General features: G+C 62.1%; 18 protein-coding genes and 1 pseudogene. 10 read left to right on the forward strand and 9 right to left on the reverse strand.

From position 1 onward, the window contains the following. The first annotated feature begins 64 nt into the window (after positions 1-64). From J6524_RS12130 to J6524_RS12140, 3 genes are all read left to right on the forward strand, one after another. Positions 65-880, forward strand: coding sequence for a creatininase family protein (locus J6524_RS12130; RefSeq protein ID WP_225670736.1), 816 nt, complete (start codon positions 65-67; stop codon positions 878-880). Positions 881-1,016: 136 nt separating this feature from the next. Then, entirely contained in the window at positions 1,017-1,283 is a 267-nt protein-coding gene (locus J6524_RS12135; RefSeq protein WP_225670737.1) for a hypothetical protein, read from the forward strand. A 437-nt stretch (positions 1,284-1,720) separates the two neighbouring features. After that, positions 1,721-3,724 carry a carbohydrate porin gene (locus J6524_RS12140; protein ID WP_225670738.1) on the forward strand — a complete coding sequence of 668 codons (2,004 nt, stop codon included), beginning with the start codon at positions 1,721-1,723 and terminating at the stop codon, positions 3,722-3,724. Positions 3,725-3,876: 152 nt separating this feature from the next. On the opposite strand, the gene J6524_RS12145 is transcribed toward J6524_RS12140, so the two are convergent. The 4 genes from J6524_RS12145 to J6524_RS12160 all read right to left on the reverse strand — a co-directional run bounded on the left by J6524_RS12145 (position 3,877) and on the right by J6524_RS12160 (position 9,012). Continuing rightward, positions 3,877-5,184 carry a hemolysin family protein gene (locus J6524_RS12145; protein WP_225670739.1) on the reverse strand — a complete coding sequence of 436 codons (1,308 nt, stop codon included), beginning with the start codon at positions 5,182-5,184 and terminating at the stop codon, positions 3,877-3,879. 99 nt (positions 5,185-5,283) lie between these two features. Then, the gene (locus J6524_RS12150; RefSeq protein WP_225670740.1) at positions 5,284-6,915 is read right to left on the reverse strand and encodes an FMN-binding glutamate synthase family protein; all 1,632 of its coding nucleotides are present in this window, start codon (positions 6,913-6,915) and stop codon (positions 5,284-5,286) included. 193 nt (positions 6,916-7,108) lie between these two features. Then, a complete protein-coding gene (locus J6524_RS12155; protein WP_225670741.1) occupies positions 7,109-7,981 on the reverse strand; it encodes a patatin-like phospholipase family protein in 873 nt (290 codons plus the stop codon). Positions 7,982-8,238: 257 nt separating this feature from the next. Then, the gene (locus J6524_RS12160; RefSeq protein WP_225670742.1) at positions 8,239-9,012 is read right to left on the reverse strand and encodes a ferredoxin--NADP reductase; all 774 of its coding nucleotides are present in this window, start codon (positions 9,010-9,012) and stop codon (positions 8,239-8,241) included. 290 nt (positions 9,013-9,302) lie between these two features. Here J6524_RS12160 and J6524_RS12165 point away from each other — a divergent pair, with 290 nt between their 5' ends. The 3 genes and pseudogenes from J6524_RS12165 (at position 9,303) to J6524_RS12175 (ending at position 12,698) form a co-directional block, all read left to right on the forward strand. Next, the gene (locus J6524_RS12165) at positions 9,303-10,298 is read left to right on the forward strand and encodes a hypothetical protein (protein ID WP_225670743.1); all 996 of its coding nucleotides are present in this window, start codon (positions 9,303-9,305) and stop codon (positions 10,296-10,298) included. 44 nt (positions 10,299-10,342) lie between these two features. After that, the gene (locus tag J6524_RS12170; protein ID WP_225670744.1) at positions 10,343-11,614 is read left to right on the forward strand and encodes a bifunctional folylpolyglutamate synthase/dihydrofolate synthase; all 1,272 of its coding nucleotides are present in this window, start codon (positions 10,343-10,345) and stop codon (positions 11,612-11,614) included. An 83-nt stretch (positions 11,615-11,697) separates the two neighbouring features. Continuing rightward, positions 11,698-12,698 (forward strand): annotated as a pseudogene (locus J6524_RS12175) (NADP-dependent oxidoreductase). Positions 12,699-12,861: 163 nt separating this feature from the next. Here the strand turns inward: J6524_RS12175 and J6524_RS12180 are convergent. Both J6524_RS12180 and J6524_RS12185 read right to left on the reverse strand, forming a co-directional pair. Beyond that, positions 12,862-16,029 (reverse strand): efflux RND transporter permease subunit, encoded by a 3,168-nt coding sequence (locus J6524_RS12180; RefSeq protein WP_225670747.1) that lies wholly within the window; start codon positions 16,027-16,029, stop codon positions 12,862-12,864. A gap of 9 nt (positions 16,030-16,038) precedes the next feature. After that, positions 16,039-17,241, reverse strand: a complete 1,203-nt coding sequence (locus J6524_RS12185; RefSeq protein ID WP_376712010.1) for an efflux RND transporter periplasmic adaptor subunit — start codon at positions 17,239-17,241, stop codon at positions 16,039-16,041. Between the two features lie 200 nt (positions 17,242-17,441). Here J6524_RS12185 and J6524_RS12190 point away from each other — a divergent pair, with 200 nt between their 5' ends. Beyond that, positions 17,442-18,257: a cysteine rich repeat-containing protein gene (locus tag J6524_RS12190; protein ID WP_225670751.1), complete on the forward strand. Its 816-nt coding sequence runs from the start codon at positions 17,442-17,444 to the stop codon at positions 18,255-18,257. Here J6524_RS12190 and J6524_RS12195 read toward each other — a convergent pair whose 3' ends face one another. Then, positions 18,258-18,518, reverse strand: a complete 261-nt coding sequence (locus J6524_RS12195; protein ID WP_225670753.1) for a hypothetical protein — start codon at positions 18,516-18,518, stop codon at positions 18,258-18,260. A gap of 78 nt (positions 18,519-18,596) precedes the next feature. Here J6524_RS12195 and J6524_RS12200 point away from each other — a divergent pair, with 78 nt between their 5' ends. The 3 genes from J6524_RS12200 to J6524_RS12210 all read left to right on the forward strand — a co-directional run bounded on the left by J6524_RS12200 (position 18,597) and on the right by J6524_RS12210 (position 21,785). Next, the gene (locus J6524_RS12200) at positions 18,597-18,806 is read left to right on the forward strand and encodes a hypothetical protein (RefSeq protein WP_225670754.1); all 210 of its coding nucleotides are present in this window, start codon (positions 18,597-18,599) and stop codon (positions 18,804-18,806) included. Positions 18,807-19,035: 229 nt separating this feature from the next. Then, positions 19,036-20,175, forward strand: coding sequence for an FAD-dependent monooxygenase (locus J6524_RS12205; protein ID WP_225670755.1), 1,140 nt, complete (start codon positions 19,036-19,038; stop codon positions 20,173-20,175). After that, positions 20,172-21,785 (forward strand): benzoate-CoA ligase family protein, encoded by a 1,614-nt coding sequence (locus tag J6524_RS12210; RefSeq protein ID WP_225670756.1) that lies wholly within the window; start codon positions 20,172-20,174, stop codon positions 21,783-21,785. Before J6524_RS12205 ends, J6524_RS12210 begins: the two co-directional genes overlap by 4 nt. A gap of 94 nt (positions 21,786-21,879) precedes the next feature. Here the strand turns inward: J6524_RS12210 and J6524_RS12215 are convergent, their stop codons facing one another. Continuing rightward, positions 21,880-22,389 carry a MarR family winged helix-turn-helix transcriptional regulator gene (locus J6524_RS12215; protein WP_225670757.1) on the reverse strand — a complete coding sequence of 170 codons (510 nt, stop codon included), beginning with the start codon at positions 22,387-22,389 and terminating at the stop codon, positions 21,880-21,882. Continuing rightward, a complete protein-coding gene (maiA, locus tag J6524_RS12220) occupies positions 22,379-23,011 on the reverse strand; it encodes a maleylacetoacetate isomerase (protein WP_225670758.1) in 633 nt (210 codons plus the stop codon). Before maiA ends, J6524_RS12215 begins: the two co-directional genes overlap by 11 nt. Between the last annotated feature and the right edge of the window lie 39 nt (positions 23,012-23,050).

Consider the following 23,050-nt stretch of genomic DNA (forward strand, 5'->3'; position numbering starts at 1 on the left):
GGACCTATCCCCGGAACACCTAACAAACTACCCTGCAAATTCGTTCAAAGAAACGCTTCGCTCGATGGCCACAACCGTTCCGCCCCGTGACTGGACCAAGATCCACTGGCCCGACATCGCCAAAGCCGATGCCGCGCGCTGGATCGCGGTGCTCCCGCTGGCGGCGACCGAGCAGCACGGCCCGCATCTGCCGCTGGAAACCGACGTACTGATCGGCGAGGCCTATCTGGCGCGGGTGCGCGAACTGTTGCCCGTTGCGCTGCCGGTCATCTTCCTGCCGCTGCAGCCGGTCGGCATCTCCACCGAGCACATCGATTATCCCGGCACGAAGACGCTGCCGACCGACGTCGCGCTGAAGGCGTGGACGGCGATCGGCGAGAGCGTCGCGCAAGCAGGTATCCGCAAGCTCGTGATGGTGACGAGCCATGGCGGCAATAGCGCGGCGATGTCGCTGGTCGCGCAGGACCTGCGCGCGCATCACAAACTTCTCGTCGTCACCACGAGCTGGTCGCGCTTCGGCGCGCCCGATGGATTGTTTTCCGCGGAAGAGCTGCGTCACGGCATTCACGGCGGCGCGGTCGAGACGTCGATCATGCTGGCGCGCTATCCGCAGACCGTGCGGACAGAAGCGATCGCCGATTTTCGTCCCGCCAGCATCGCGATGGAGAGAAAATTTCGCTGGCTCTCTGCGCATCGGCCGGTGCCTTTCGCATGGCAGGCGCAGGACCTCCATGAAAGCGGCGCGGTCGGCGATGCCACCAAGGCTTCCGCAGAGAAAGGCGAGCAATTGCTCGATCACGGCGCGCGCGCGTTCTGCGAGTTGCTCGAGGATGTCGACACATTCGACGTCGAAATGTTTCGTCGCGAGCCCAAGCGATAGTCTAAGTATCTGCAATGTCTAGGAAATAATTGACGAAACCATATTTCCAGGCCTCTTTTCGAACCGCTTTCTATGGCGCTCCGTCCAACTTGGCATGCGGACCACAACGGCCGCTCACCACGGGATGGAGATTGAAATGACTGTTAAGACCAAGTTCGCCGCGCTCGCCCTTGCTACCCTTGCCGTCACCGGCACTATCGCTTCCGCTACGCAGGCGCAGGCCAAGCCCGTCGGTTGGGGCTGGGGGGTTGGCGCCGGCCTCGTCGGTGCCGCCATCGTCGGCAGCGCCATCGCCGCCAGCCATGACGGTTACTACTATGACGGCTATCGCCGCTGCGGCTGGGTTCGCCAGTACGACGTTTTCGGCAATTACATCGGCCGCGTCCGTACCTGCGCTTACTGATTTCTGCGGCTGACTTGGTTGCTGTTTGAGAAGCGTCTTCGTCAAGCCAACCACTTCAGGACTGAAAACGCCTCTCGTGGATCTGCGTCCGGCACGGGCGCCTCATCCACCCCGTGCCGTACCCGACCCGCCCGGTGGTCCCCCCGGGCGGGTCACCTTTTTTGCGGACAATCGCCCTGGCCAGGCCGGTATGTTGCGCGCACGTCACGCGACGATGTCATTTAGACGAAATGGCTCAATCCTTCTTGCAATTGCGAATTGTTCCCAACAAAGCTCGCAAAGCGGATTGCGATCCAGCTTTCGGCCGGAAACAGCCGCTAATCCACAAAAAGAGGTTGGGCCGATGATTTCAGGCGATCTCTTTGATGGTAGCGCGCCGGCAAATCTGCAGTGATAAGAGCCACCGCCGGAATGTTTGCGCCGAGAATGCCCCCACGATGACCCGCCGCAGCCAATACCGATATTATTTGTTGGCTGGCCTGGGCTTCAGCTTGCTCGCATTGGATGGCGTTGCCAGCGCCGCCGACATGTCCCTAAAGGCCCCGGCCGTAAGAGCCGTCCATAGCTGGACCGGTTTCTATCTCGGCGGCCATGCCGGTTATGGCGGCGGCGGCTTCGGCCCCGGCACCAATCCGCTGCCGCTGCAAGGCGTATTCTTTCCCCACAGCATCACGGGCCTGATCGGCGGCTATCAGGCCGGATATAACTTTCAACTCCCGAACAATCTGATCTTGGGCGCTGAGGTCGATGTTTCATTTCTCAGCACGCTTGATCGTCCACGGCTTGTGCCGGCCCCTTTCAACACCACCTTCGACTACATTGCCACGGCCCGGGGCCGTGTCGGATATGCATTCGGAACGCTGCTCCCCTATGTGACCGGCGGCATCGCCTGGGCCCGGACCCACGTCGACATCAACGATGTAGACGGCAGCGTGTTAGCCGAGCGCGGGCATGCGCCTCTCGGCTGGACCGCAGGCGCCGGCGTCGAATATGCCGCCGACGCCAACTGGAGCGCAAAACTCGAATACGGCTACATCGATCTGGGTGCCCGAACCTACGGGCTTGCGGACGTACCGCTGCCGGACGTCGCAGTTGACCCGAAGATCCACACCCTCAAGCTCGGAGTGAACTACAAGATCTGGGACGGGCCGGCTTCGGCGACGTCAGGCGATTACGCCATCAAGCCACCCACCCCTCCTGCATCCAAGGACTGGAACGTCCACGCCCAGACAACTTTCATATCTCAGCGCTATCCGAGCTTCCGCTCGCCGTATCAAGGCACGAACAGTCTGCCCGGCGCCGGACGCGTCAGAGAGACCTGGACGGTCGGAGCCTTCCTCGGGTGGCGTTTGTGGGATGGCGGAGAGCTCTATTTTGGTCCGGAGCTGGCACAGGGTTTCGGGATCGGCGGCACATTAGGCCTCGGTGGTTTTTCCAACGGCGAAGCGCAAAAAGGCGGCGCCGAGTATCCGAGGTTCCGCGCACAACGCTATTTCTTCCGGCAGACGTTCGGGCTGGGAGGCGAACAGGAAGAAGTGGCCGATGCGGCCAATCAGTTGCCGGGCAAGCGCGACATCGACCGGGTCACGGTGACAGTCGGGCGATTCGCCGTCGGCGATATCTTTGACGGCAATTCCTACGCAAAAGACCCGCGTGTGGATTTCATGAACTGGTCAATGTGGGCTTCGGCGGCCTATGACTTTCCGGCCGACCTCCCCGGATTTACCCGCGGCGCCGTCGTCGAACTCAACCGCAAGGATTGGGCCGTCCGAGCGGGGCTGTTTCAGGTGCCCTCTGCTCCCAACAGCGATGTCCTCACCTTCAAGACCGGCGGCGCGGTGATCGAATTCGAAGAACGTCACACCGTGTTCGACCAGCCCGGCAAGTTACGACTAGGTATCTTCGCCAATCGCGGCAATACCGGCAACTACCGCAATGCGCTGGCGATCAGCGCCGCAGACCCGGCGCTCGATATCAACAACGTCATGACAGACATCCGGCGCCAAAATCTCAAATACGGATTCTACGTTAACGCCGAGCAACAGATCATGAAGGATGTCGGCCTGTTCGCCCGCGCGAGCTGGAACGACGGCCGCAGCGAAATCCTGTCGTTTACCGACATCGACCGCAGCGTCTCGGCAGGCTTGTCGGTCAAGGGCAGCTATTGGGGACGGCCGAGCGATACATTCGGTCTGGGCGGCGCGATCAACGGACTTTCCGGGGCACACCGCGATTTCCTGGCGGCCGGCGGTCTCGGCCTGCTGATCGGCGACGGCCGTCTCAACTACAGCAACGAACGAATTCTCGAAACCTACTACGCCTACGCGATCGACAAGAACTTCACGCTCACCGCCGATTACCAGTTGATCAACAATCCGGCCTATAACGCCGACCGCGGCCCGGTCCACATCTTCACCGGCCGTTTCCACGGCGAGTTCTAAGCTTCTTCGTCGTCCCTGCGAACGCAGGGACCCATAGCCACCGGCCAAAATTGTTTTGCAACGGCGTCTGCCACCCTGCGACCGTGCGCAATTGCGCACTAGGCAGGGACGACATCAGGCGATGCGCACGCTCACCCGGGCTATGCAGTTTCTCACGCGTCTGTCTGAGCCGAAGCATCGGCAATCCTGACGGCCAACACCTTGTCGATACGTCGGCCATCAAGATCGACGATCTCGAAGCGCCAACCTCCCACCTCGATGTGATCGTCGACATTGGGTATCCGGCCGAACTGGTTGAGCAGGAAGCCTGCCACCGTCTGGTATTGGCGTGATGCAGGCAGCTCGAACCCGAGCAGCGATGCAAACTCGACGGCGGACATCCATCCCGAGATCAAATATGAACCGTCGTCGCGTTTGATAGCCGCCACTTCCGGCGGCCCCTCTTCGGTGTGAAAGCCGCCGACGATCGATTCCAGAATGTCGGCGCTAGTCACCACGCCTTGAAACGCGCCGTATTCGTCATGGACCAGCCCCATGTGAACGGGGGAATCCCGCAGGATGGTGACGACGTCCCGCGCGTCGAGAAATTCCGGAATGACCGGCGCAGGGCGGACCAACTTCTCGATATCGAGCGTCTGCCCCGCCAGAAGCCGGTCCAGCATGTCCCTGGTCTTGACGATTCCGACCGCGGCGTTTGCCGCCTGATCGAACACCACAAGTCTTGAATGGCTGTTGGTAGCGAGCGCGGATTGGATAGCTTCCTGGCTGTCCGCGACATGGATCATGCTGACCTCGCGTCGCGGCGTCATGATGGCACCGACCGGAAGATCGCCGAGGCGCATGACCCCAGCGATCATTTCCTTTTCGCCTGGCTCGAGTACGCCGGCGTTCTCGGCTTCAACGACGAGGGTGCGGATTTCATCCTCGCTGACTTTGTCGCTTGCCTCGCCGCGATGGCCCAATAGCCATAGCAGTACCTTGCCGGAGCGATCGAGAAGCCAGACAGCCGGCAACGAGATCTTCGCAAGCAGCATCATGTAAGGCGCCACCCGCACAGCAACCGATTCCGGGTCGCGCAAGGCAATTTGCTTCGGCACCAGCTCCCCGATGATGAGCGACGCATAGGTGATCACGGTCACCACGGTGCCGACGCCGATCGTATCGGCCAGCCCTTGCGACCATCCGACTCCGACCAGCAGATCACTCAGACGCTGGCCGAGCGTCGCTCCGGAAAACGCGCCTGACAGCACGCCGATCAACGTGATGCCGATCTGGACCGTTGAAAGGAATTTTCCGGGATCGGATGCCAGCGCGAGCGCCCGGCGCGAGCCTTTGACGTTCTTCTCCACCAGCGCCGCCAATCGTGCCGGCCGCGACGAGATGATGGCGAGCTCGGACATTGAGAGCAAGCCATTGGTGACGATCAGGACCGTCACGATCCCGAGTTCGAGGTAGAGCATTATCGTTTCTTGCGGGTTCCACTCCAAATCGCCTGCGGAAATCTTACCAGAAAGCAACCCCGGCAAGATTCAACAGCGCGTGGGAATCCGTTGAGATTTTTATCCCACCGGCTGGAACGAATCTGCGCGTGCCATCGCCCAGGCATCGCGGAAGCGCGGATCCTGGGTGCCTTCGATCAGCTCGCCCGGACGCAGCGATGGATAAAGTTTGGCAAATGACAATGTGTCGTTCGTGGAGGATCGCTGCGAGAAATGGATCGGCCGCAATTGCCGCGGGTGGTCGAGGCCGGCGGCGGCGATAAGTTCGGACAGGGCGTGAAGGGTCGCGTGGTGATAATTGTAGACCCGCGCGATCTTGTCCGGCACCACCAGCGCGCGGGCGCGGAGCGGATCCTGGGTGCTCACGCCAGTTGGGCATCGATCGGTATGGCAGCTCAACGACTGGATGCAGCCGAGAGCAAACATGAAGCCGCGCGCCGAGTTGCACCAATCGGCGCCGATCGCCATCGCGCGCGCCATGTCGAATGCAGTCGCGATCTTGCCGGCGGCACCGATCTTGATCCGGTCGCGCGCATTGATGCCGATCAGTGCATTATGGACGAAGTTGACGCCTTCGCGCATCGGCATGCCCAGATGGTCCATGAATTCCAGCGGCGCAGCACCGGTGCCGCCTTCATTGCCGTCGACCACAATGAAATCGGGATATATCCCAGTCTGAAGCATCGCCTTGCAGATCGCCAGGAATTCCCAGGGATGACCAATGCACAGCTTGAATCCGGCGGGCTTGCCGCCGGACAGTCGGCGCATCTCGCCGATGAAGACCATCATTTCCAGCGGCGTCGAGAACGCGCGGTGCGTGGCCGGCGAAATGCAATCCTCGCCCATGGGGACACCGCGAATTTTGGAGATCTCCTCAGAAACCTTGGCCGCCGGAAGCACCCCGCCATGTCCAGGCTTGGCGCCCTGGCTGATCTTGAGTTCGACCATCTTGATCTGATCGTCGCTGGCGATGCGGGCAAATTCCTCCGGGTTGAACGAGCCGTCGCGGTTGCGGCAGCCGAAATAGCCCGAGCCGATTTCCCAGATGATGTCACCGCCGTGTTCGCGGTGGTAAGGACTGACGCCGCCCTCGCCGGTATCATGCGCAAAGCTGCCCTTCTTCGCACCGGCATTTAGCGCCCGCACGGCGTTGGGGCTGAGCGCCCCAAAACTCATCGCAGAGATGTTGAAGACCGAGGCCGAGTACGGCTTGGTGCAATCCGGCCCCCCGATGCTGACGCGAAACTGCTCGACGGCAGGAGACTTCGGCGCCATCGAATGGTGCATCCATTCATAACCATCGCGATAGACGTCCTGCTGGGTGCCGAACGGCCGCTTGTCGAGCTGCATCTTTGCGCGCTGATAGACCAGAGCACGGGTATCGCGGGAGAACGGCATGCCGTCCTTCTCGCTCTCGAAGAAGTACTGCCGTATCTCGGGACGGATTTCCTCGAGCAGGAAACGGATATGCGCCGAGATCGGGTAGTTGCGTAAGACCGCATGGTTCTTTTGCAGGAGATCGCGAACCCCGAGCAATGTGAGAGCACCGAAGATCGCGATCGGAACCGCCAGCAATTCCCACACTTTTATATTATTGTCGAAGATCCCGATACTGATCAGCAATGCCGTCACCACGGCGCAGACCGTCAGCACGATGTAGCGTGGCGAGAACGGAAGCAGCAGCGTTTCCATGGAGCCCCTCAGATGGATTGTCGCGTCGCCAGCAACAGCTTAGTCCAATCGCCGGAGCAAGCGCTACACGGATATACGGAGCGGCATACGGCAACGTGACGGCGGCTTGAATAAAATTTGCTGGGCGTCACGGAGCCGAATAAATCAGCCGCCTTTTGCAGTGCAGCGTAGCGACCCAGCGCGCTGATCGAATCTAGTGGCTGTGCAACCGCATCTCGTGCGGGATCTTGCCCTGCTGCAAGCCATGCTGGTTCAGCCACGCGTCGGTCGAGAGAATGGCGCGGTCGATGTGGTCGTTGGTTCGCGAGAAATCGTAAGGAGAGCCTACCAGCGGGCATAGCGGCGGAACCACAAAATACTCGATGTCGGGCCCGAGCGTTTCGAGCTCGCTGACCAGTTGCCGCGCGATCAACAGCGTCAGCGCGTGCAGCGCGTTGGCGACGGCGCCGACCGGCGGGGCCTGATTAGCGCAGGCGTGCCCGGTCGGCAGAACGATCAGCCGTTTCGCTCCCTTCTTCACGGCGACCTGGATCGGCGTGTTGGAGGAGATCGCGCCGTCGGCGAGATAGTAGTCCCGGTAGCGGATCGGCGAGAACGCGCCGGGGATCGCGGTGGATGCGACGATCGCTTCCGCGGTCGAGCCCTCCGATAGCACCACGCTGTCGCCGGAGACGATGTCGGTCGCGACGATGTGCACCGGCAGCTTCGCCTCTTCGAGATTGCGGTAGGGGATATGGTCGTCGATCAGCTTGCGGATGCCGTCATGGGGAATGAGGAAATCGCGGCGCCACAGGAAGCTCAGGACCGTCCGCCAGGTGATCGGAAAGACATCATGCCGCTGCAGGGCGCGCCAGATGGCGGCGAGCCGCTGCACGCCGTCGGGCGTGGGATCGCCAGCGTAGAAGGCGCCGTTCAAGGCGCCGACGCTGCAACCGACCACCATGTCGGCGGTGACGCCGTGCGCCGCCAGCGAATGCAGCATGCCGACCTGGATGGCACCGAAGCTGCCGCCGCCCGCGAACACGAACGCGGTCTTTCCTGGCCCCAGTTCGTCACGCACCGGCACGCACACGCTCCCTCAATCGCCGCGTCGGTAAAGAGTCGCGCGGCGTTCGGAAAGGTTTATAGCAGCGGGGAAAGGGAGTGGGCTACTGGGCCGCGAGCAACGATCTATCGCGACGTCGTCCCTCGAACGCAGGGACCCGTAACCACAACTGACAATCGTTGCGTCAGGCGGCGGCCCCAGCGCGGTTAACAACATGCATCGGTGGTTATGGATCCCGGCTCAAGGCCGGGACGACAAAGGATAAAGCTGCGATCGCCTCAGCGCTCGACGAACGCCTTTTCGATCACGAAATGGCCGGGCGTGTTGCCGCTGCCCTCGATGAAGCCGCCGGATTCGAACATCTGCTTGAGCTCTTCCAGCATCGCCGGGCTGCCGCACATCATGATGCGATCGGTCTCGATATCGAGCGGCGGCTGGTGGATGTCGTTGAAGAGCTGCTCGGACGAGATCAGATCGGTGATGCGGCCGCGGTTGCGGAACGGCTCGCGAGTTACCGTCGGATAATAGAGCAGTTTCTCCGACAGCAGCGGTCCGAACAGTTCGTCGTCGCGCAGCTTGGCGACCAGCTCCTCGCCATAGGCGAGTTCGGAAACCTGACGGCAGCCATGCACCAGCACGATGGTCTCGTAGCGATCGTAGACGTCGGGGTCCTTGATCAGGCTGGCAAACGGCGCAAGGCCGGTGCCGGTCGACAGCAGGAGCAGACGCTTGCCCGGAATCAGATTATCGGTGATCAGCGTGCCGGTCGCCTTGCGGCCGACCAGGATCTCGTCGCCCTCGCGGATCTTCTGCAGCTTGGAGGTCAGCGGACCGTCCGGCACCTTGATGGAGAAGAATTCAAGCTCTTCCTCGTGATTGGCGCTCGCCATGCTGTAGGCGCGCAGAAGCGGCCGGCCCTCGACCTCGAGGCCGATCATCGCAAACTGTCCATTCTGGAAGCGGAAGCCTGAATCGCGGGTGGCTCGGAAGCTGAAAAGCGTATCGGTCCAGTGGCGAACGGAAAGAACCTTCTCTCTATAGAACGCGCTCATGTGTTTTCGTTTTTCCTGACGTCTCAGTGTAGAACGTTTCGGTCTTCAGGCCTCGAAGCGCCAAAAATCAGCGAAATCATTGGCGATTTGGCGCTTCATTTGCGCACGGGACACACATAGTCAATATGACCCACAGCACAATTGAGAACTCGGAATGGCAGTCGGGCTAATTTGCAAAAAGGTTCGATTGGCGTCGTTAACGCCACCTTCACGCAATTAACTTGCTGAATTCGGCGCCGATCTGGCAATAAATGACTACGCCGAATTAAGAACGTTTCAAAAGAGATCGCATGCGAAGCCCCACTGAGTTTCGAAAGGGAAAACCGGGCTTCTATCCGGACCAGACCATCTATGCGGAATTCGCCTGTGCCGAATTCGGTTTGGAATTTCGCGATCTCGACGACGGTTCTGGATTGATCTTCAGCATCGCCTCGCGCGGCAAGCTGCTTCATTTTGGCGCTGGTCGGTGCTCCTGGTATCCGCAGAACAATGCGACCGCCTCGACGCTGGCATCCGACAAGCATTTTGCGAGCAGGATCCTGCGAGAGGCTGGCGTGCCGGCGCTCGGCGGCGAATACTTCTTCCTGCACGACCGCCATCGCGCGCATCGCCCCGCAGGCCATGAGCGCAGCGACGCGCTCGAATATCTCAGGGCATTGGGATCTGTCTTCGTCAAACCGCTGACGGGATCGCGCGGCGATTTCGCACAAGCCATTCACGACGAAGCGGCGCTCGTTCGCTATCTCGACGAGGTGATGAAATATTACGACGCGGTCCTGATCCAGCCGATCGTCGATGGAACCGAATATCGCGTTTTCCTGCTCGACGACGACGTGCTCTTCTGCGCGCGAAAATACCCGCCCTACATCACCGGCGACGGTGTGCATACCCTTCGTGAACTGCTCACCGCCCACAACGACGCCCTGCGCGCCCGCGGCCTCTCGCCCGCTTCGCTGCCGGCCAACGATCTATCGCTGGACGGCGTTCCGGCAAAGGGCGAGCGCCGCGAGATTCCCGGGCGGATGAACCTGAGCGCGGGCGGCACGATGGTGCTGGCGGAGGCGCCGTCCGAGAAGACCATCACATTGGCGCGGCAGGCCGCCCGTGCGATCGGACTTCGCGTCGCGGCCATCGACATGTTCGACGATATCGGCGGCAACCCGGATGCAATCGAAATCATCGAGGTCAATTCCAATCCGTCGATCCGGCTGCTGGAAGACTCCAATCGCGGCGACCTCATTCTGAAAATTTGGCATCACACCTTCTCCGCCGCGGGTCTGCTGTGATGTTCGACCTGCCGAAATTTGGCAACGGAATTTGCCTCGCGCGCATGGCAGCGCTCCTGGACGCACTTTCCCTCGATCGTGCAGCGCTGCAGCGCCGCTCGGTCGTGGTGACTGGCTCGAACGGCAAGGGCAGCACGGCGGCGATGTGTGCCGCCATCGGCCGCGCCTATGGCCTGCGCACCGGGCTCTTCACGTCCCCTCACCTCTTTCGCTTCAACGAGCGGATTCAGATCGATGGCATCGAAATCGATGACGAGACCTTCGCCCGGCTCAAAGGACTGGTTGAAGCTGCGATCGCCGACGTCTCGAAGCGCCGCGGCGAAAATTTCGGTGCGTTCGAAGCGCTGTTTGCGCTGGCTTGTCTGCACTTCCAGGACAGCAATTGCGATTTCGCGGTGTTCGAGGCCGGCATCGGCGGCCGCTACGATCCGGTCCGCATGGTCGGCGCGCGCGCGACCTGCGTCACCTCGGTCGATTACGAGCATGTCGAGCTGCTCGGACATTCGCTCGAACTGATCGCCTCCGACAAAAGCGACGCCTGCGCCGCCGGGGGCACCATCATCTATGGCGAGAACTGCCGATCCTTGCGGCGGCATCTCACCGAATATAATCGCGGACCGGCGCGCGCCTCGCTGTTCGTTCGCGACGAGATCGGCGTCAGCAACGAGACACGTTCCGCATCTATGCAACATTTTGATTACCAGTTCGGCGATCACCGGTTTCAGCGCATCGACCTCAACCTGCCTGGCGCCTTTCAGCTCAGCAACGCCGCCGGCGCAATCACCCTGTTCCTGCTATGGCTGCAGGACGCTCACCCGGCGAGCGCCGCTGACCGGATCGAGGCCGCGATACGCGCAGGCCTCCACGATGTACGTTGGCCCGGCCGTCTGGAAGTCATCCAGCAGGAGCCGCTCACGGTAATTGATGTCGGCCACACGCCGGATGGCATCCGTCAATCGCTCGCGAGCCTGATGGCTATCCACGGCGCGGGGGACTGGATTCTCGTCACCGGCGCGTCGCGCGACAAGAAGGCCGAGGAGATCGTCGGCGCGCTGGCACCCTCCTTCGACATCATCATCTGCACGGCGGCGCATCACAAGGGCGCCGAGCCGCAAGCCATCGCTGCCGTAGCGCAGCTCGGCAATTCCAAGGCGAATGTTCATGTCGCCGCGACGATGGCGGATGCCGTGCGGCTCTCGCAGGAGATGGCTCGGGCGGAGAAGCGAAGGATATATGTGGCGGGCGGGCTGTTCCTGGCGATCGAATACGCAACCGTCGCAAAGGGTGGGCGCGCGGAGGATTTGGAGTTTTTCTGAACGTGGCGCACAATCCGCCCAATCGAACGGCCGACCGCGGCCGGAAACGTCAGAATAGAACGACACCGAGGGGAGAAAGCGTCATGAGCGACACCGTCAATCGACAGATCCTGCTGGTCGAGAAGCCGACCGGCAAGCTCGGGCAAGAGCATTTCAAGCTGGTCACGGGCGCGGTGCCCGAGCCGAAGGACGGCGAGGCCTTGGTGCGGACGCGCTATATCTCGCTCGATGCCGCCAACCGGGCCTGGATGCACGGCGCGACCTATCGCGCCGCCGTCGAGGCCAACACCGTGATGGCGGGCGGCAGCATCGCGGAGGTCGTCGCCTCGAAGAGCCCTGCCCTTGCGCCTGGCGATATCGTGTTCGGCGACACCGGCTGGCAGGATTATGCCGCCGTGCCGGCCAAGCACCTCACAAGATGCCCAGGATGGAGCCGATGACCCATCTGCTCAGCGTCTACGGCGTCGCCGGTCTCACCGCCTATTTCGGCCTGCTGCATGTCGGCAAGCCGAAGGAGGGCGAGACGGTGGTGGTGTCGGCGGCCGCCGGCTCCGTCGGGTCGATCGTCGGCCAGATCGCAAAGATCAAGGGCTGCAACGTCATTGGCATTGCCGGCGGCAAGGACAAGTGCCAGTGGCTCACCTCCGAGCTCGGCTTCGACGCCGCGGTCGATTACAAGGACGGCGCCACCTTCAAGGCGCTGCGCGCCGCAGCGCCCAAGGGCATCGACGTCTATTTCGACAATGTCGGCGGCGATATTCTCGAAGCCTGCCTGTCGCTGATGAACAACCGCGGCCGCATCGCCTGCTGCGGCGCGATCTCGCAATATGACGGCGTGCCGTCAGCCCACGGACCGCGCGGCGTCCCCGGCCTGATCGTGGTGAAGCGCCTCATCATGCAGGGCTTCATCGTCATGGACTACATGGACCAGAGCGCCGCGGCATTGAAGGACCTGCAGTCCTGGGTCGCCTCGGGCAAACTGAAGGTGCAGGAAGATGTGATCGACGGTTTTGAGAACACGCCAAGAGCGCTGATCGGTCTGCTCGCCGGCGAGAACCGCGGCAAGCGCATGGTGAAGGTGTAGAGGCGGATTCTAACCTCTCCCCGCTTGCGGGGAGAGGTCGGATCGCTCTTGCGATCCGGGTGAGGGGGTACAGGTCTATCATCGACATCTGACTCGCGGAGAGAGCCCCTCACCCCGACCCTCTCCCCGCGAAGAGCGGGGAGAGGGAGATTCGGCGGCGTGCTTAATGCGCCGCCGGCGCCTGCGGCGCTGCTTTCATCGCGGCCTTCTTCGCCTTCCGCTCCTTCAGCCAGTTCTCGAACCGCTGGATCACGACAAAGAACGTCGGCACGAACAGCACGGCGAGACACGTCGAGGCCAGCATGCCCGAGAACACCGTGATGCCGATCGATTTCCGGGCATTGGCGCCGGCGCCGGTGGCGAGCACCAGCGGCACGACGCCGAGGATGAAGGCGAACGACGTCATCAGGATCGGCCGGAAACGGGCGCGCGCCGCGTTGATAGCGGATTCCAGTAGCGGCTTGCGGTCACGCACGTGCAGCTCCAGCGCCACTTCGACGATCAGGATCGCGTTCTTGGCCGACAGCGCGATCAAGAGGATGATGCCGATCTGGGTGTAGAGATTGTTCTCGATCCTAAGACCTGTCAGCACCGCCATCGGTCCCAGCAGCGACAGCGGCACCGCGAGGATCACCGAGATCGGCGCGTACCAGCTTTCATACTGGCCGGCCAGCACGAGGTAGACCAGCAGCAAGGCAAGGCCGAACGCCCAGTAGATCTGGCCACCGACGACCTTCTCCTGATACGACATCGCCGTCCATTCGAACCCCGTGCCCTGCGGCAGCGTCTTGGCGGCGATCTCCTCCATCAGATTCATCGACTGGCCGGAGCTGTAGCCGGTGGCCGGCAGGCCGATGATGGTTGCCGACGGATAGAGGTTATACAGGCTGATCAGCGACGGCCCAACCGCAGGCGTGATCTTCGCCACCGCGCCGAGCGGGATCATGTCGCCCTGGCTGTTGCGCACCGTCAGCCGCTCGATGTCGCGCGCCGTCAGACGGAATTGCGCATCGCCCTGCGCATAGACCTGGAAGGTGCGGCCGAACTTGTTGAACTGGTTGACGTAGCTCGAGCCCATATAGGACGACAGCGTCGAGAAGACCTGGTCGGTCGTGACATGCATGGTCTGCGCCTTGATCCTATCCACCTCGACATCGAACTGCGGCACCATCGAGCGGAACGGCGAGCTGACCCGCTGCAGCGCGCTCTGCGAGGCCGCGTTCGACACCATCGTGCCGGTGATCGCCTGCAGCTTGCTGAAGTCGGAATTGCCGTCCCGGAGCTGCACCTGCATCGCAAAGCCTGCAGCATTGCCGATGCCTTGAATCGGCGGCGGCGGCACCACCAGGATCTGCGCTTCCTCGATCACGGACAGCTTCTCGTTCAATCCGACGAACAGCGACCGCAGATCCTCGCCCTGCCCGCGCGCGCTCCACTCTTTGAGGATCAGATAGGCCACGCCCGCATTGGCGAGGCTGGAGGAATTGTCGAGCGCGGAAATGCCGGCGATGGTAATGACCTGATCGACTCCAGGCGATTTGCCGGTGATATCGCTGACCCGTGTCAGCACGTTCTGGGTCCGATCCAGCGACGCGCCGTCGGGCAATTGCACGGCCACCAGGAGATAGCCCTGATCCTCGATCGGGATGAAGCCGGTCGGCACCCGCGACAGGCCATAGCCGCCGATCGCGATCAGGATCAGCGCGCAGACGACGGAGATATTGCTGTGCGCGACCAGCCGGCCGATCAGCCTGCCATACCAGGCCTCCAAGCGGCTATAGACCGCGTTGAAACCGCGGTAGAAGAAGTTGCGCTGTTCCGGCGGCGCAGGCGGGCGCAGCCACAAGGCGCACTGCGTCGGCTTCAGTGTCGCCGCGTTGATAGCGCTGAGCAGCGCGGTTGCGGCGATGACCAGCGCGAACTGGGCATACATCCGCCCCGTCAATCCCGGCAGGAACGCTGACGGCAGGAACACCGAAACCAACACCAGCGTGATGCCGACGATCGGCGCGAACAGCGCGTCCATCGCGCTGATCGCCGCATCATGGCCGGACATCCCCTTCTCGATATTGTGGGCGGCGCCTTCGACCACGACGATGGCGTCGTCAACCACAATGCCGATCGCCAGCACGATCGCAAACAGCGTCGAGATATTGACGGTGAAGCCGAGCGCCGCCATCGCTGCGAACGCGCCGATGATGGTCACCGGCACTGTGGTCGCCGGCACCAGCATCGCGCGCCAGTCTTGCAGGAAGATCAGGATCACCACGAGCACGAGCAGGCCCGCCTCGATCAGCGTCTTGTAGACCTCATTGATCGACTCCTTGACGAACTTGGTGGTGTCGAACGGTGTGTCGTAGACCACATCCTGCGGGAACGACTTCGCCAGCACCTCCATCTTCTTCTTGACGGCCTCCTCGACCTCCAGCGCGTTGGCGCCAGGCGACTGGAACACGGCGATGCCGGTAGCCGGCTTATTGTTCAGCGAGAACATCTGGCTGTAGGTCTGGGCGCCGAGCTCGACCCAGCCGACGTCACGCACGCGCGTGACGTCGCCGCTATTGCCGGTCTTGACGATCACGTTCTCGAACTCGCTGACATCGTCGAGCCGCCCCGCGACGTTCAGCGTATATTGAAACGCCTGCCCTGCAGGGGCTGGCGGCGCGCCGACCTGACCGGCGGTGACCTGCTGGCTCTGCTGCTGGATCGCCGAAATGACGTCCTGCGGCATCAGGTTGCGCGCATACAGCTTGTTCGGATCGAGCCAGACTCGCATCGAATACTGGCCGGCGCCGAACACCGTGACGTTGCCGACGCCGGGCAAACGCGACAGCTCGTCGCGGATATTGATCGTGGCGTAATTGCTCAGGAACAGGCTGTCATAGGTCGATTTCGGCGAGGTCAGCGTCACGAACAGGAGGATCGCCGTCGATCTCTTCTGCACGGTGACGCCCTGGCTCTGCACAGATTGCGGCAACTGCGACAGCGCGCTCGACACCCGGTTCTGCACCAGCACCTGCGCGAAGTTGAGGTCGGTGCCGATCTTGAATGTAACCGTCAGCGAATAGGAGCCATCGGCGCCGCTGTAGGACTGCATGTAGAGCATGTCCTCGACGCCGTTGACCTGCTGCTCTATCGGCAGCGCCACCGTATCGATCACGGTTTTCGCGCTAGCGCCGGGGTAGCGGGTGGTGACCTGCACCGTGGGCGGCACGACATCGGGATATTGCGCGACCGCGAGCCGGAACAGGCTGACGCCGCCGATCAGAATCATCAGGATCGCGATCACGTTCGAAAGAACGGGCCGCTCGATAAAGAATTTTGAAATCATGGCCGGCTCCTACTTGGCCGACGCCGGCTGCGCTTCGACCGTTTTCAGTTGCGGATCGACCTTCTGGCCGGGGATCGCCCGCAATAGCCCGGTGGTAATCACGCGATCGTTGGCCTTCAAACCTTCCTCAATAACGCGCAGTCCGTTGTCCAGCGGTCCGATCCGCACCCTGCGCTGCTCGACGACATTTTCGCCGTTCACGACCAGCACGTAACGTCCAGCCTGATCGGCGCCGAGGGCGACGTCAGGCACGAACAACGCGTTCTGCACCTGATCCAGCGGCACGCGAACCCGGACGAAGAATCCCGGCAGCAGGGCACGGTCCGCATTGGGCAGCACGCCGCGCACGGGAAGCGTGCCCGTCGACTGGTTGAGCGTCGCGGCCGCGTAATCAAGCTTGCCCTTGTGCGGAAAGCCGGTTTCGGTCTGCAACCCGACCTCGACCGGCAATTGCCTGAGATCATCAGGCGTGATCCCGCGCCGGCGGGCTTCCTCCCGGATCCGCAGCACATCCTGTTCATTGACGTTGAAATTCACATAGATCGGATCGAGCGCCACGATGGTGGCGAGCTGCGTCGGCGACGACGCGCCGACGAGTTCGCCGATCGAGACGAGATGGGCGCTGACGACACCGTCAAACGGCGCAGTCACATTGGTATAGCCGTAATTGACCGCCGCAATCTTGGTATTGACCTGCGCCTGCAGCAGGTTCGCCTGCGCGTTGTCGCGGTTAGCGGTGGAAGTATCCAGCGTGGCCTGCGAAACGGCTTGTCGCTGGACCAATTCCTGCTGGCGCTTGAAGTCCGCCTCGGCCTGCTTCAGCGATGCCTGCGCGCCGGTTTCCGCCGCCTGCGCCTGTTCGAGCTTCAGCTTGTAAGTCTCAGGCTCGATCGTGAACAGCGACGTGCCCTCCTTCACGAAGGCGCCGTCCCTATAGTTGATCGATTGCAGAAAGCCCTGCACTCGCGCGACCAGATCGACATTCTTGAAGGCTGCGGTATTGCCGGTTGCTTCCAGATAACGTGTGAAAGGCCGTTGCACCGGCGCCGCAACTTCGACCTTCGGCGGCGGAGGCGGGACGAAAGTATTTTTTTCGCAGGCACTTAAGATACCCATCGCTGCGATGGCGAAAGCTGCGCGGCAGGCGGCCGCGCCTCTTTGTGCGGCGGCGCCATATGCTCTAAACCGTGCAGGCGAACGCGAAGCCTTCATTTTTAGTGCCCCCATAGATTTTGTTCTGGAAGAGGCTTTATTCAAAAGCTGGCTTTCCGCCACCCCATGAAAATAGCAACAATCCGCTTGCGGCGGAACCGGAAAGCGAAAATGATGCAGCCCGATTTTTTCTAAGGCGCATTCCAGATTTCGCTTTGGTTGGAGCGGCGGCTTCCGGCGACGACAAAAGGATTATTCAAATGATCAACAGATTGACGCGCACGAGCAAGCTTGGTCCGCTGCTGGCGGCCGCGATATTCGTAACTGCAGCACCTGCGCTCGCGCAAGCGCCGACCCAGGCGCAACGCGACGCCATCAAATCCCAGTGCCGCAACGACTACATGGCGCATTGCTCCAGCGTACCGCCGGGCGGCGAGGCATCGCTGCAATGCCTGCAGAAGAATATGTCGAGCCTTTCATCCAGCTGTCAGAGCGCCGTGCGCGCCGCAGCAGCGCCGGCAGCGGCGGCGCCAGCCAAGCCGGCCGAGACCGCAGCACCGGCTGCTGCAACGGCAGCGCCGTCAAAATCCGGCGAACCAAAAACTGCAGCTGGCGCGGCCGTCGGACAGCCGACCAGCGCACAAATTTCTACGATCCGCAGCGCGTGCCGCTCCGACTATCAGAAGTTCTGCCCAGGCGTGCCGACCGGCGGCGCCCCGGCCCTGCAATGCCTGGAGAAGAACAAGGCAAGACTCTCGGCCCCTTGCGAGAAAGCCGTTTCAGATGCGAGCGGCGGCGGCACTGCAGCGGCAGCACCCGCGGCAGGCGGCGCAGCTCCGGCGGCTGGCGCTGCGGCGACTGCTGCGCCGGCAGCGGCGCCGACCGTAATCGTGTTGCGGCCAATGCGCCCGCGTGAAGAACTGTTCGTGCTGCGCTCGGCCTGCGGTGCTGACGTCCGCACCATCTGCGGCGGTGTTCCCGCCGGCGGTGGCCGGATCGTGCAGTGCCTTGCGACCAACGCTGCGCAGCTTTCGCCGGCCTGCAAGGATGTTCTGTCGCAGTTCGCCGCGCGATAATCACGCGCCCGCGGCGATCCCTGACTGAGCCGGCGATCGCCGGTCACTCGCCGCCGCGAAAGCGAGGATGAGCTGAATGAGCCTTACCGAGAGTGCGATATAGATGATCGTCATCATGATTTGGTACGCGATATGCCAATTGACCTTGGCGAGCTTGTAGAGCCCGTCGACGAAGTTCAGCAGCAGGAGGTGACGCCGAACAGCGTTCATGCCGTCCGCAGCCGAAACGAGATCGGCGTGAGAGCGCGCCGCAACACGCATCCGGAGAACCTTCCGAAAGACTTTCAAGAAGAAACTTTCAAAACCTGAGTTTCAACCAGTACAGTCCGGGAGACCAACATGCGTTCGTTCCTGCTGATTGCAGCCGCCGTGCTGTCCTTTTCCGCGACCATGACTTTTGAGACTACCGAAGCTAACGCCGCTGTATGCGCCAAGGGCGTCTACCGTGCCGGCTGCGCCGGCCCCCGCGGCGCGGTCGTTGTCCGCAAGCCGGCCGTGGTGTGCCGGACCGTGTGGGTGAACGGCGCCAAGGTTCGCCGTTGCACCTGAGCCCGGGAATTCCGTCAGAGGATTGATCAAGCCGGACTGCCGCAGAGCGGACAACGGTTCGCGAATAGAACCGGCGCGCTCAATCCGGCTGCGGAACGTCCGTCCCTGATGCGGCCAGGACCGGGCGCAAATTTCGCCTCTCGGCAATTTTTTCTGTGGCGCAAATTTCCGGCGCGGATTAGTCTCCACCTCAAATTAGTAAGTATACTGTCGATCTGGGAGGAAAGACGTGCGCATCGCCGTCATCGGCGGAGGTCCCGGCGGCCTCTATTTCGCCTATCTCTGGAAGCGGCGTCATCCGGACGCGCATGTCGACTTGTTCGAGCAGAACCCCGAGGGCGCGACCTGGGGGTTTGGCGTGGTGTTCTCCGAACAGGCGCTGGAATTTCTGCGCGCCGACGATCCGGAGACGGTCGATGCCATCACGCCGCGGATGGAGAGCTGGAAGAACATCACGCTCAACCTGCATGGGCAAAGCGTCGAGATCGACGGCGTCGGTTTCTCCTCCATCGGCCGGCTCGAACTGTTGACCATCCTGCAGCAGCGCGTGCGCGCCGCAGGCGTCGCCGCGCGCTATGACACCACAATCAAGTCGATCGACGACCTCAGAGGATACGACCTGATCGTCGCCGCAGACGGGCTGAACTCGCTGGTGCGCCGCGCTTTTGAGAAGGAATTCGGCGCCACGGTTTCGCACTCGACCAACAAGTTCGCCTGGTATGGCACCAGCAAACGCTTTGCCACGCTGTCGCAGACGTTTGTGAAGACCGATCTGGGTTTCTTCAACGCGCATCACTACCGCTACTCGCCCTCGATGAGCACCTTCCTGGTCGAATGCGACGCCGCGACCTGGCAGGCCTACGGCTTCGAGCACAAGACGATCGAGCAGTCGCAGGCGATCTGCGAGGAAATCTTTGCAGATACCCTCGATGGGCATTCGCTGGTCTCCAACAAATCGGTGTGGCGCAATTTTCCCTGGATCTGGAACGAGAACTGGTCGCACGGCAACATGGTGCTGATCGGCGATGCGCTCCACACCGCGCATTTTTCGATCGGCTCGGGCACGCGGCTTGCGATCGAAGACGCGATCGCGCTGACCAAGGCGCTGGAGGCGGAGACGGAAATTTCCGCAGGCCTCGCCCGCTACCAGGCCGAACGCAAGCCGATCGTGCAGAAGCTGGTGACGGCCGCGCGCACCAGCGCCGACTGGTATGAACGCTTCCCCGAGCACATGGAGCTCGACCTCATGGATTTTGCCTATAGCTACATCACCCGTTCCGGTCGGATCGCCGACGCCCGGCTGCGCGCGATGTCGCCGGAATTCATGGCCCGCTACGAGGCGGCGAAGAAAATCGGGAGCCAGGCATGACGTCAGTAATTTCCGATTTGGTCCCCCGCGACAATCCGGGCAGCCGCGAGATCGGCTTTTCGATTCCGGAAAGCTACAACGCAAGCCGTATCCTGTTCGACAATCTCGCGGCCGGGCGCGGCAGCCGGCTGGCGCTGACCGGCCCCGGCGGCACGCGCACCTATGCAGAGCTCTGCGCCGAGGCCGCGCAATGGGGCCATGGCTTCCAGTCGCTCGGCCTGAAGCGCGGCGACCGCATCCTGATGTTCCTCGACGATACGCCGGCCTACCCCGCGGCCTTCTTCGGCGCAGTGCGCTCCGGCTTCGTGCCGCTATTGATCAACACGCTGACGCCGCCGGACCTGCTGCAGTTCTATCTGTCGGACGCTGATGCTGCGGTAGCTGTCGCCGAGGCCGAGTTCACGTCACGGTTCAATGCGGAGGCTTGCAAGGATACGCCGCTCAAAACGCTGATCGTGGTCAATGGCGCAGCCGGCGAACACGCCGTGCCGACAACCCTAATCGCGTCGCAATGGCTGCGAGAATTTTCGACCGATCTGACGGAAGCCGACACCAAGCGCGACGACATGGCGTTCTGGATGTATTCATCCGGCTCGACCGGACGTCCCAAGGGCATCGTCCATCTGCAGCACGACATGGCCTATAGCGAGCAGGCATTTGCGCGCAGCGTGCTCAAACTGACGGCTGACGACATCTGCTTCTCGGTGCCAAAGATTTTCTTCGCCTACGGCTTTGGCAACGCCATCACCTTCCCATTCTCGGTCGGTGCGGCTACGCTGTTGCTGCCGGGACAGCCGAAGCCGGCAACGATCTTCGAGGCGATCGAAAAATACCGGCCGTCGGTGTTCTACGGGTTGCCGACGCTTTACACCTCGCTGACCAAGGCCGAAGGCGCTGAAGCCACCGACTTCTCCTCGCTGCGGATGGCGCTGTCAGCCGCCGAGGTGCTGTCGGCGGAAGTCTTCAACGGCTGGAAGACGCTGACGGGGCTCGAGATCATCGAAGGCCTCGGCTCGACCGAAGTGCTGCACATCTATCTCTCCAACAGGCCTGAGAAGAAAAAGCTCGGCGCTGCTGGCTTGCGCGTTCCCGGCTACGAAATTCTCCTCAGGGACAAGGACGGCCGCGAGGTCGGCGACAACGAGGAAGGCATTTTGTGGGTGCGCGGCGATTCCAACACGCCGCTGTACTGGAACCGGCCCGACAAATCGGCGGAGACCATTCGCGAGGAAGGGTGGATCTACACCGGCGACCGCTTCATGCGCGACGCTGATGGCTTCCATTTCTTCCGCGGCCGGGCTGACGACCTGATCAAGATTTCGGGCCAGTGGGTCTACCCGCTGGAAGTCGAGCTCTGCCTTGCCGAGCACCCCGACATCAGGGAATGCGCGGTGTACGCCGCCGAACTGCCTGACAGACGCATGACGCTGAAGGCGGTGGTGGTGATGAACAGGAACGAGTTCGACGAGGGTGACGCGACGAAGAAGCTGCAGGATTACGTCAAGGCGAAGCTGTTGCCCTACAAATATCCGCGCGAGATCAGGTTCATCGCGGAATTGCCGAAGACCGGAACCGGGAAGATCGATCGCCAGGCGTTGATGAAGATGTAGTTGACCCCGTCATTGCGAGCGCAGCGAAGCAATCCATAGCGCCACAAGCGGAGGAATGGATTGCTTCGCTGCGCTCGCAATGACGGCGGGCTCCTCACCCCGCCTTCCCTAGATGCTCCAGCGCATCTTCGGCGCGCAGCGGCACACGCGAGGCTTCGTTGTTGAGATCGACGAGCTGCGTCAACAGCGCCAGCAGGGTCTTGCGATCGGCCGGCTTCAAGGGCTGCAGCATTCGCACCTGCGCGCGTTCGACCGAGGGCATGATGTCGCGCAGCACGGTAGCGCCCGCCTTGCTGAGATAGAGCAGCTTGACGCGCTTGTCCTCGCGCGAGGGCTTGCGCTCGATCAGCGCCTTGCTCTCAAGACGCTCGATCACATTGCCGAGCGTGGAGCGGTCGAAGGCGATCACCGCCGACAGCCGTGTGGCGTCGATGCCGGGATGGGTATGGATCGCCACCAGCGCCGCATATTGCACCGGCGTGAGATCGAACGCGCTGCATTCCTCGACGAAGATCGAGACCGCGATCTGCTGCATCCGGCGGAACAGATATCCCGGCGCGGTATAGACCGCGTCCATGGTGATGGGTGATGGTTTACTCTGCATCGGGCTGCCTGTCCGGTGCGGCGTCCGCAAACGCCTTCATGGCCTTGGCCGCCGCTTCAGCCTCGAGCAGGCGGGCAAAGCCTGATACGTCGACGCCGAAGCGCCGCGCGTTCGCAAGCTGCGGCACCAGGCAGATATCGGCCATCGTGGGCTTGTCGCCGAAACAGAACGGCCCCTGCTCGCCCTTGATGAGAGCTTCGCAGGCGGCGAGGCCTTCGCGATTGGCCCAGGCCGCCCATTCCGTCACCTTCTCTTCCGGCAGGCCAAGCTGGCGCAACCGGGCGAGCACCTTCAAGTTCTGCACCGGGTGGATGTCGCAGGCGATCGCCAGCGCGAAGGCGCGCACCTTGGCACGGCGAAGCGGGTCATTCGGCAAGAGCGGCGGGTTAGGATGGGTCTCGTCCAGCCATTCGATGATGGCGAGCGATTGGGTCAGCACCGCGCCGGCATCGTCCTCCAGCGTCGGTACGAGCCCCTGCGGGTTGATCGCGAGATAGTCGGGCGCGCTCTGCTCGCCTTTGCGAAGATGATGCGGCAGATGCTCTGCCGTAAGTCCCTTCAGGTTGAACGCGATCCTGACCCGGTATGCCGCGCTGCTGCGGAAATAGCCGTGCAGCTTCATCGGAAACCTCCCCTGATTCTTCTGACCCTCCGGGGTTTA

It is taken from the genome of Bradyrhizobium hereditatis (assembly GCF_020329435.1).
Lineage (GTDB): Bacteria > Pseudomonadota > Alphaproteobacteria > Rhizobiales > Xanthobacteraceae > Bradyrhizobium > Bradyrhizobium hereditatis.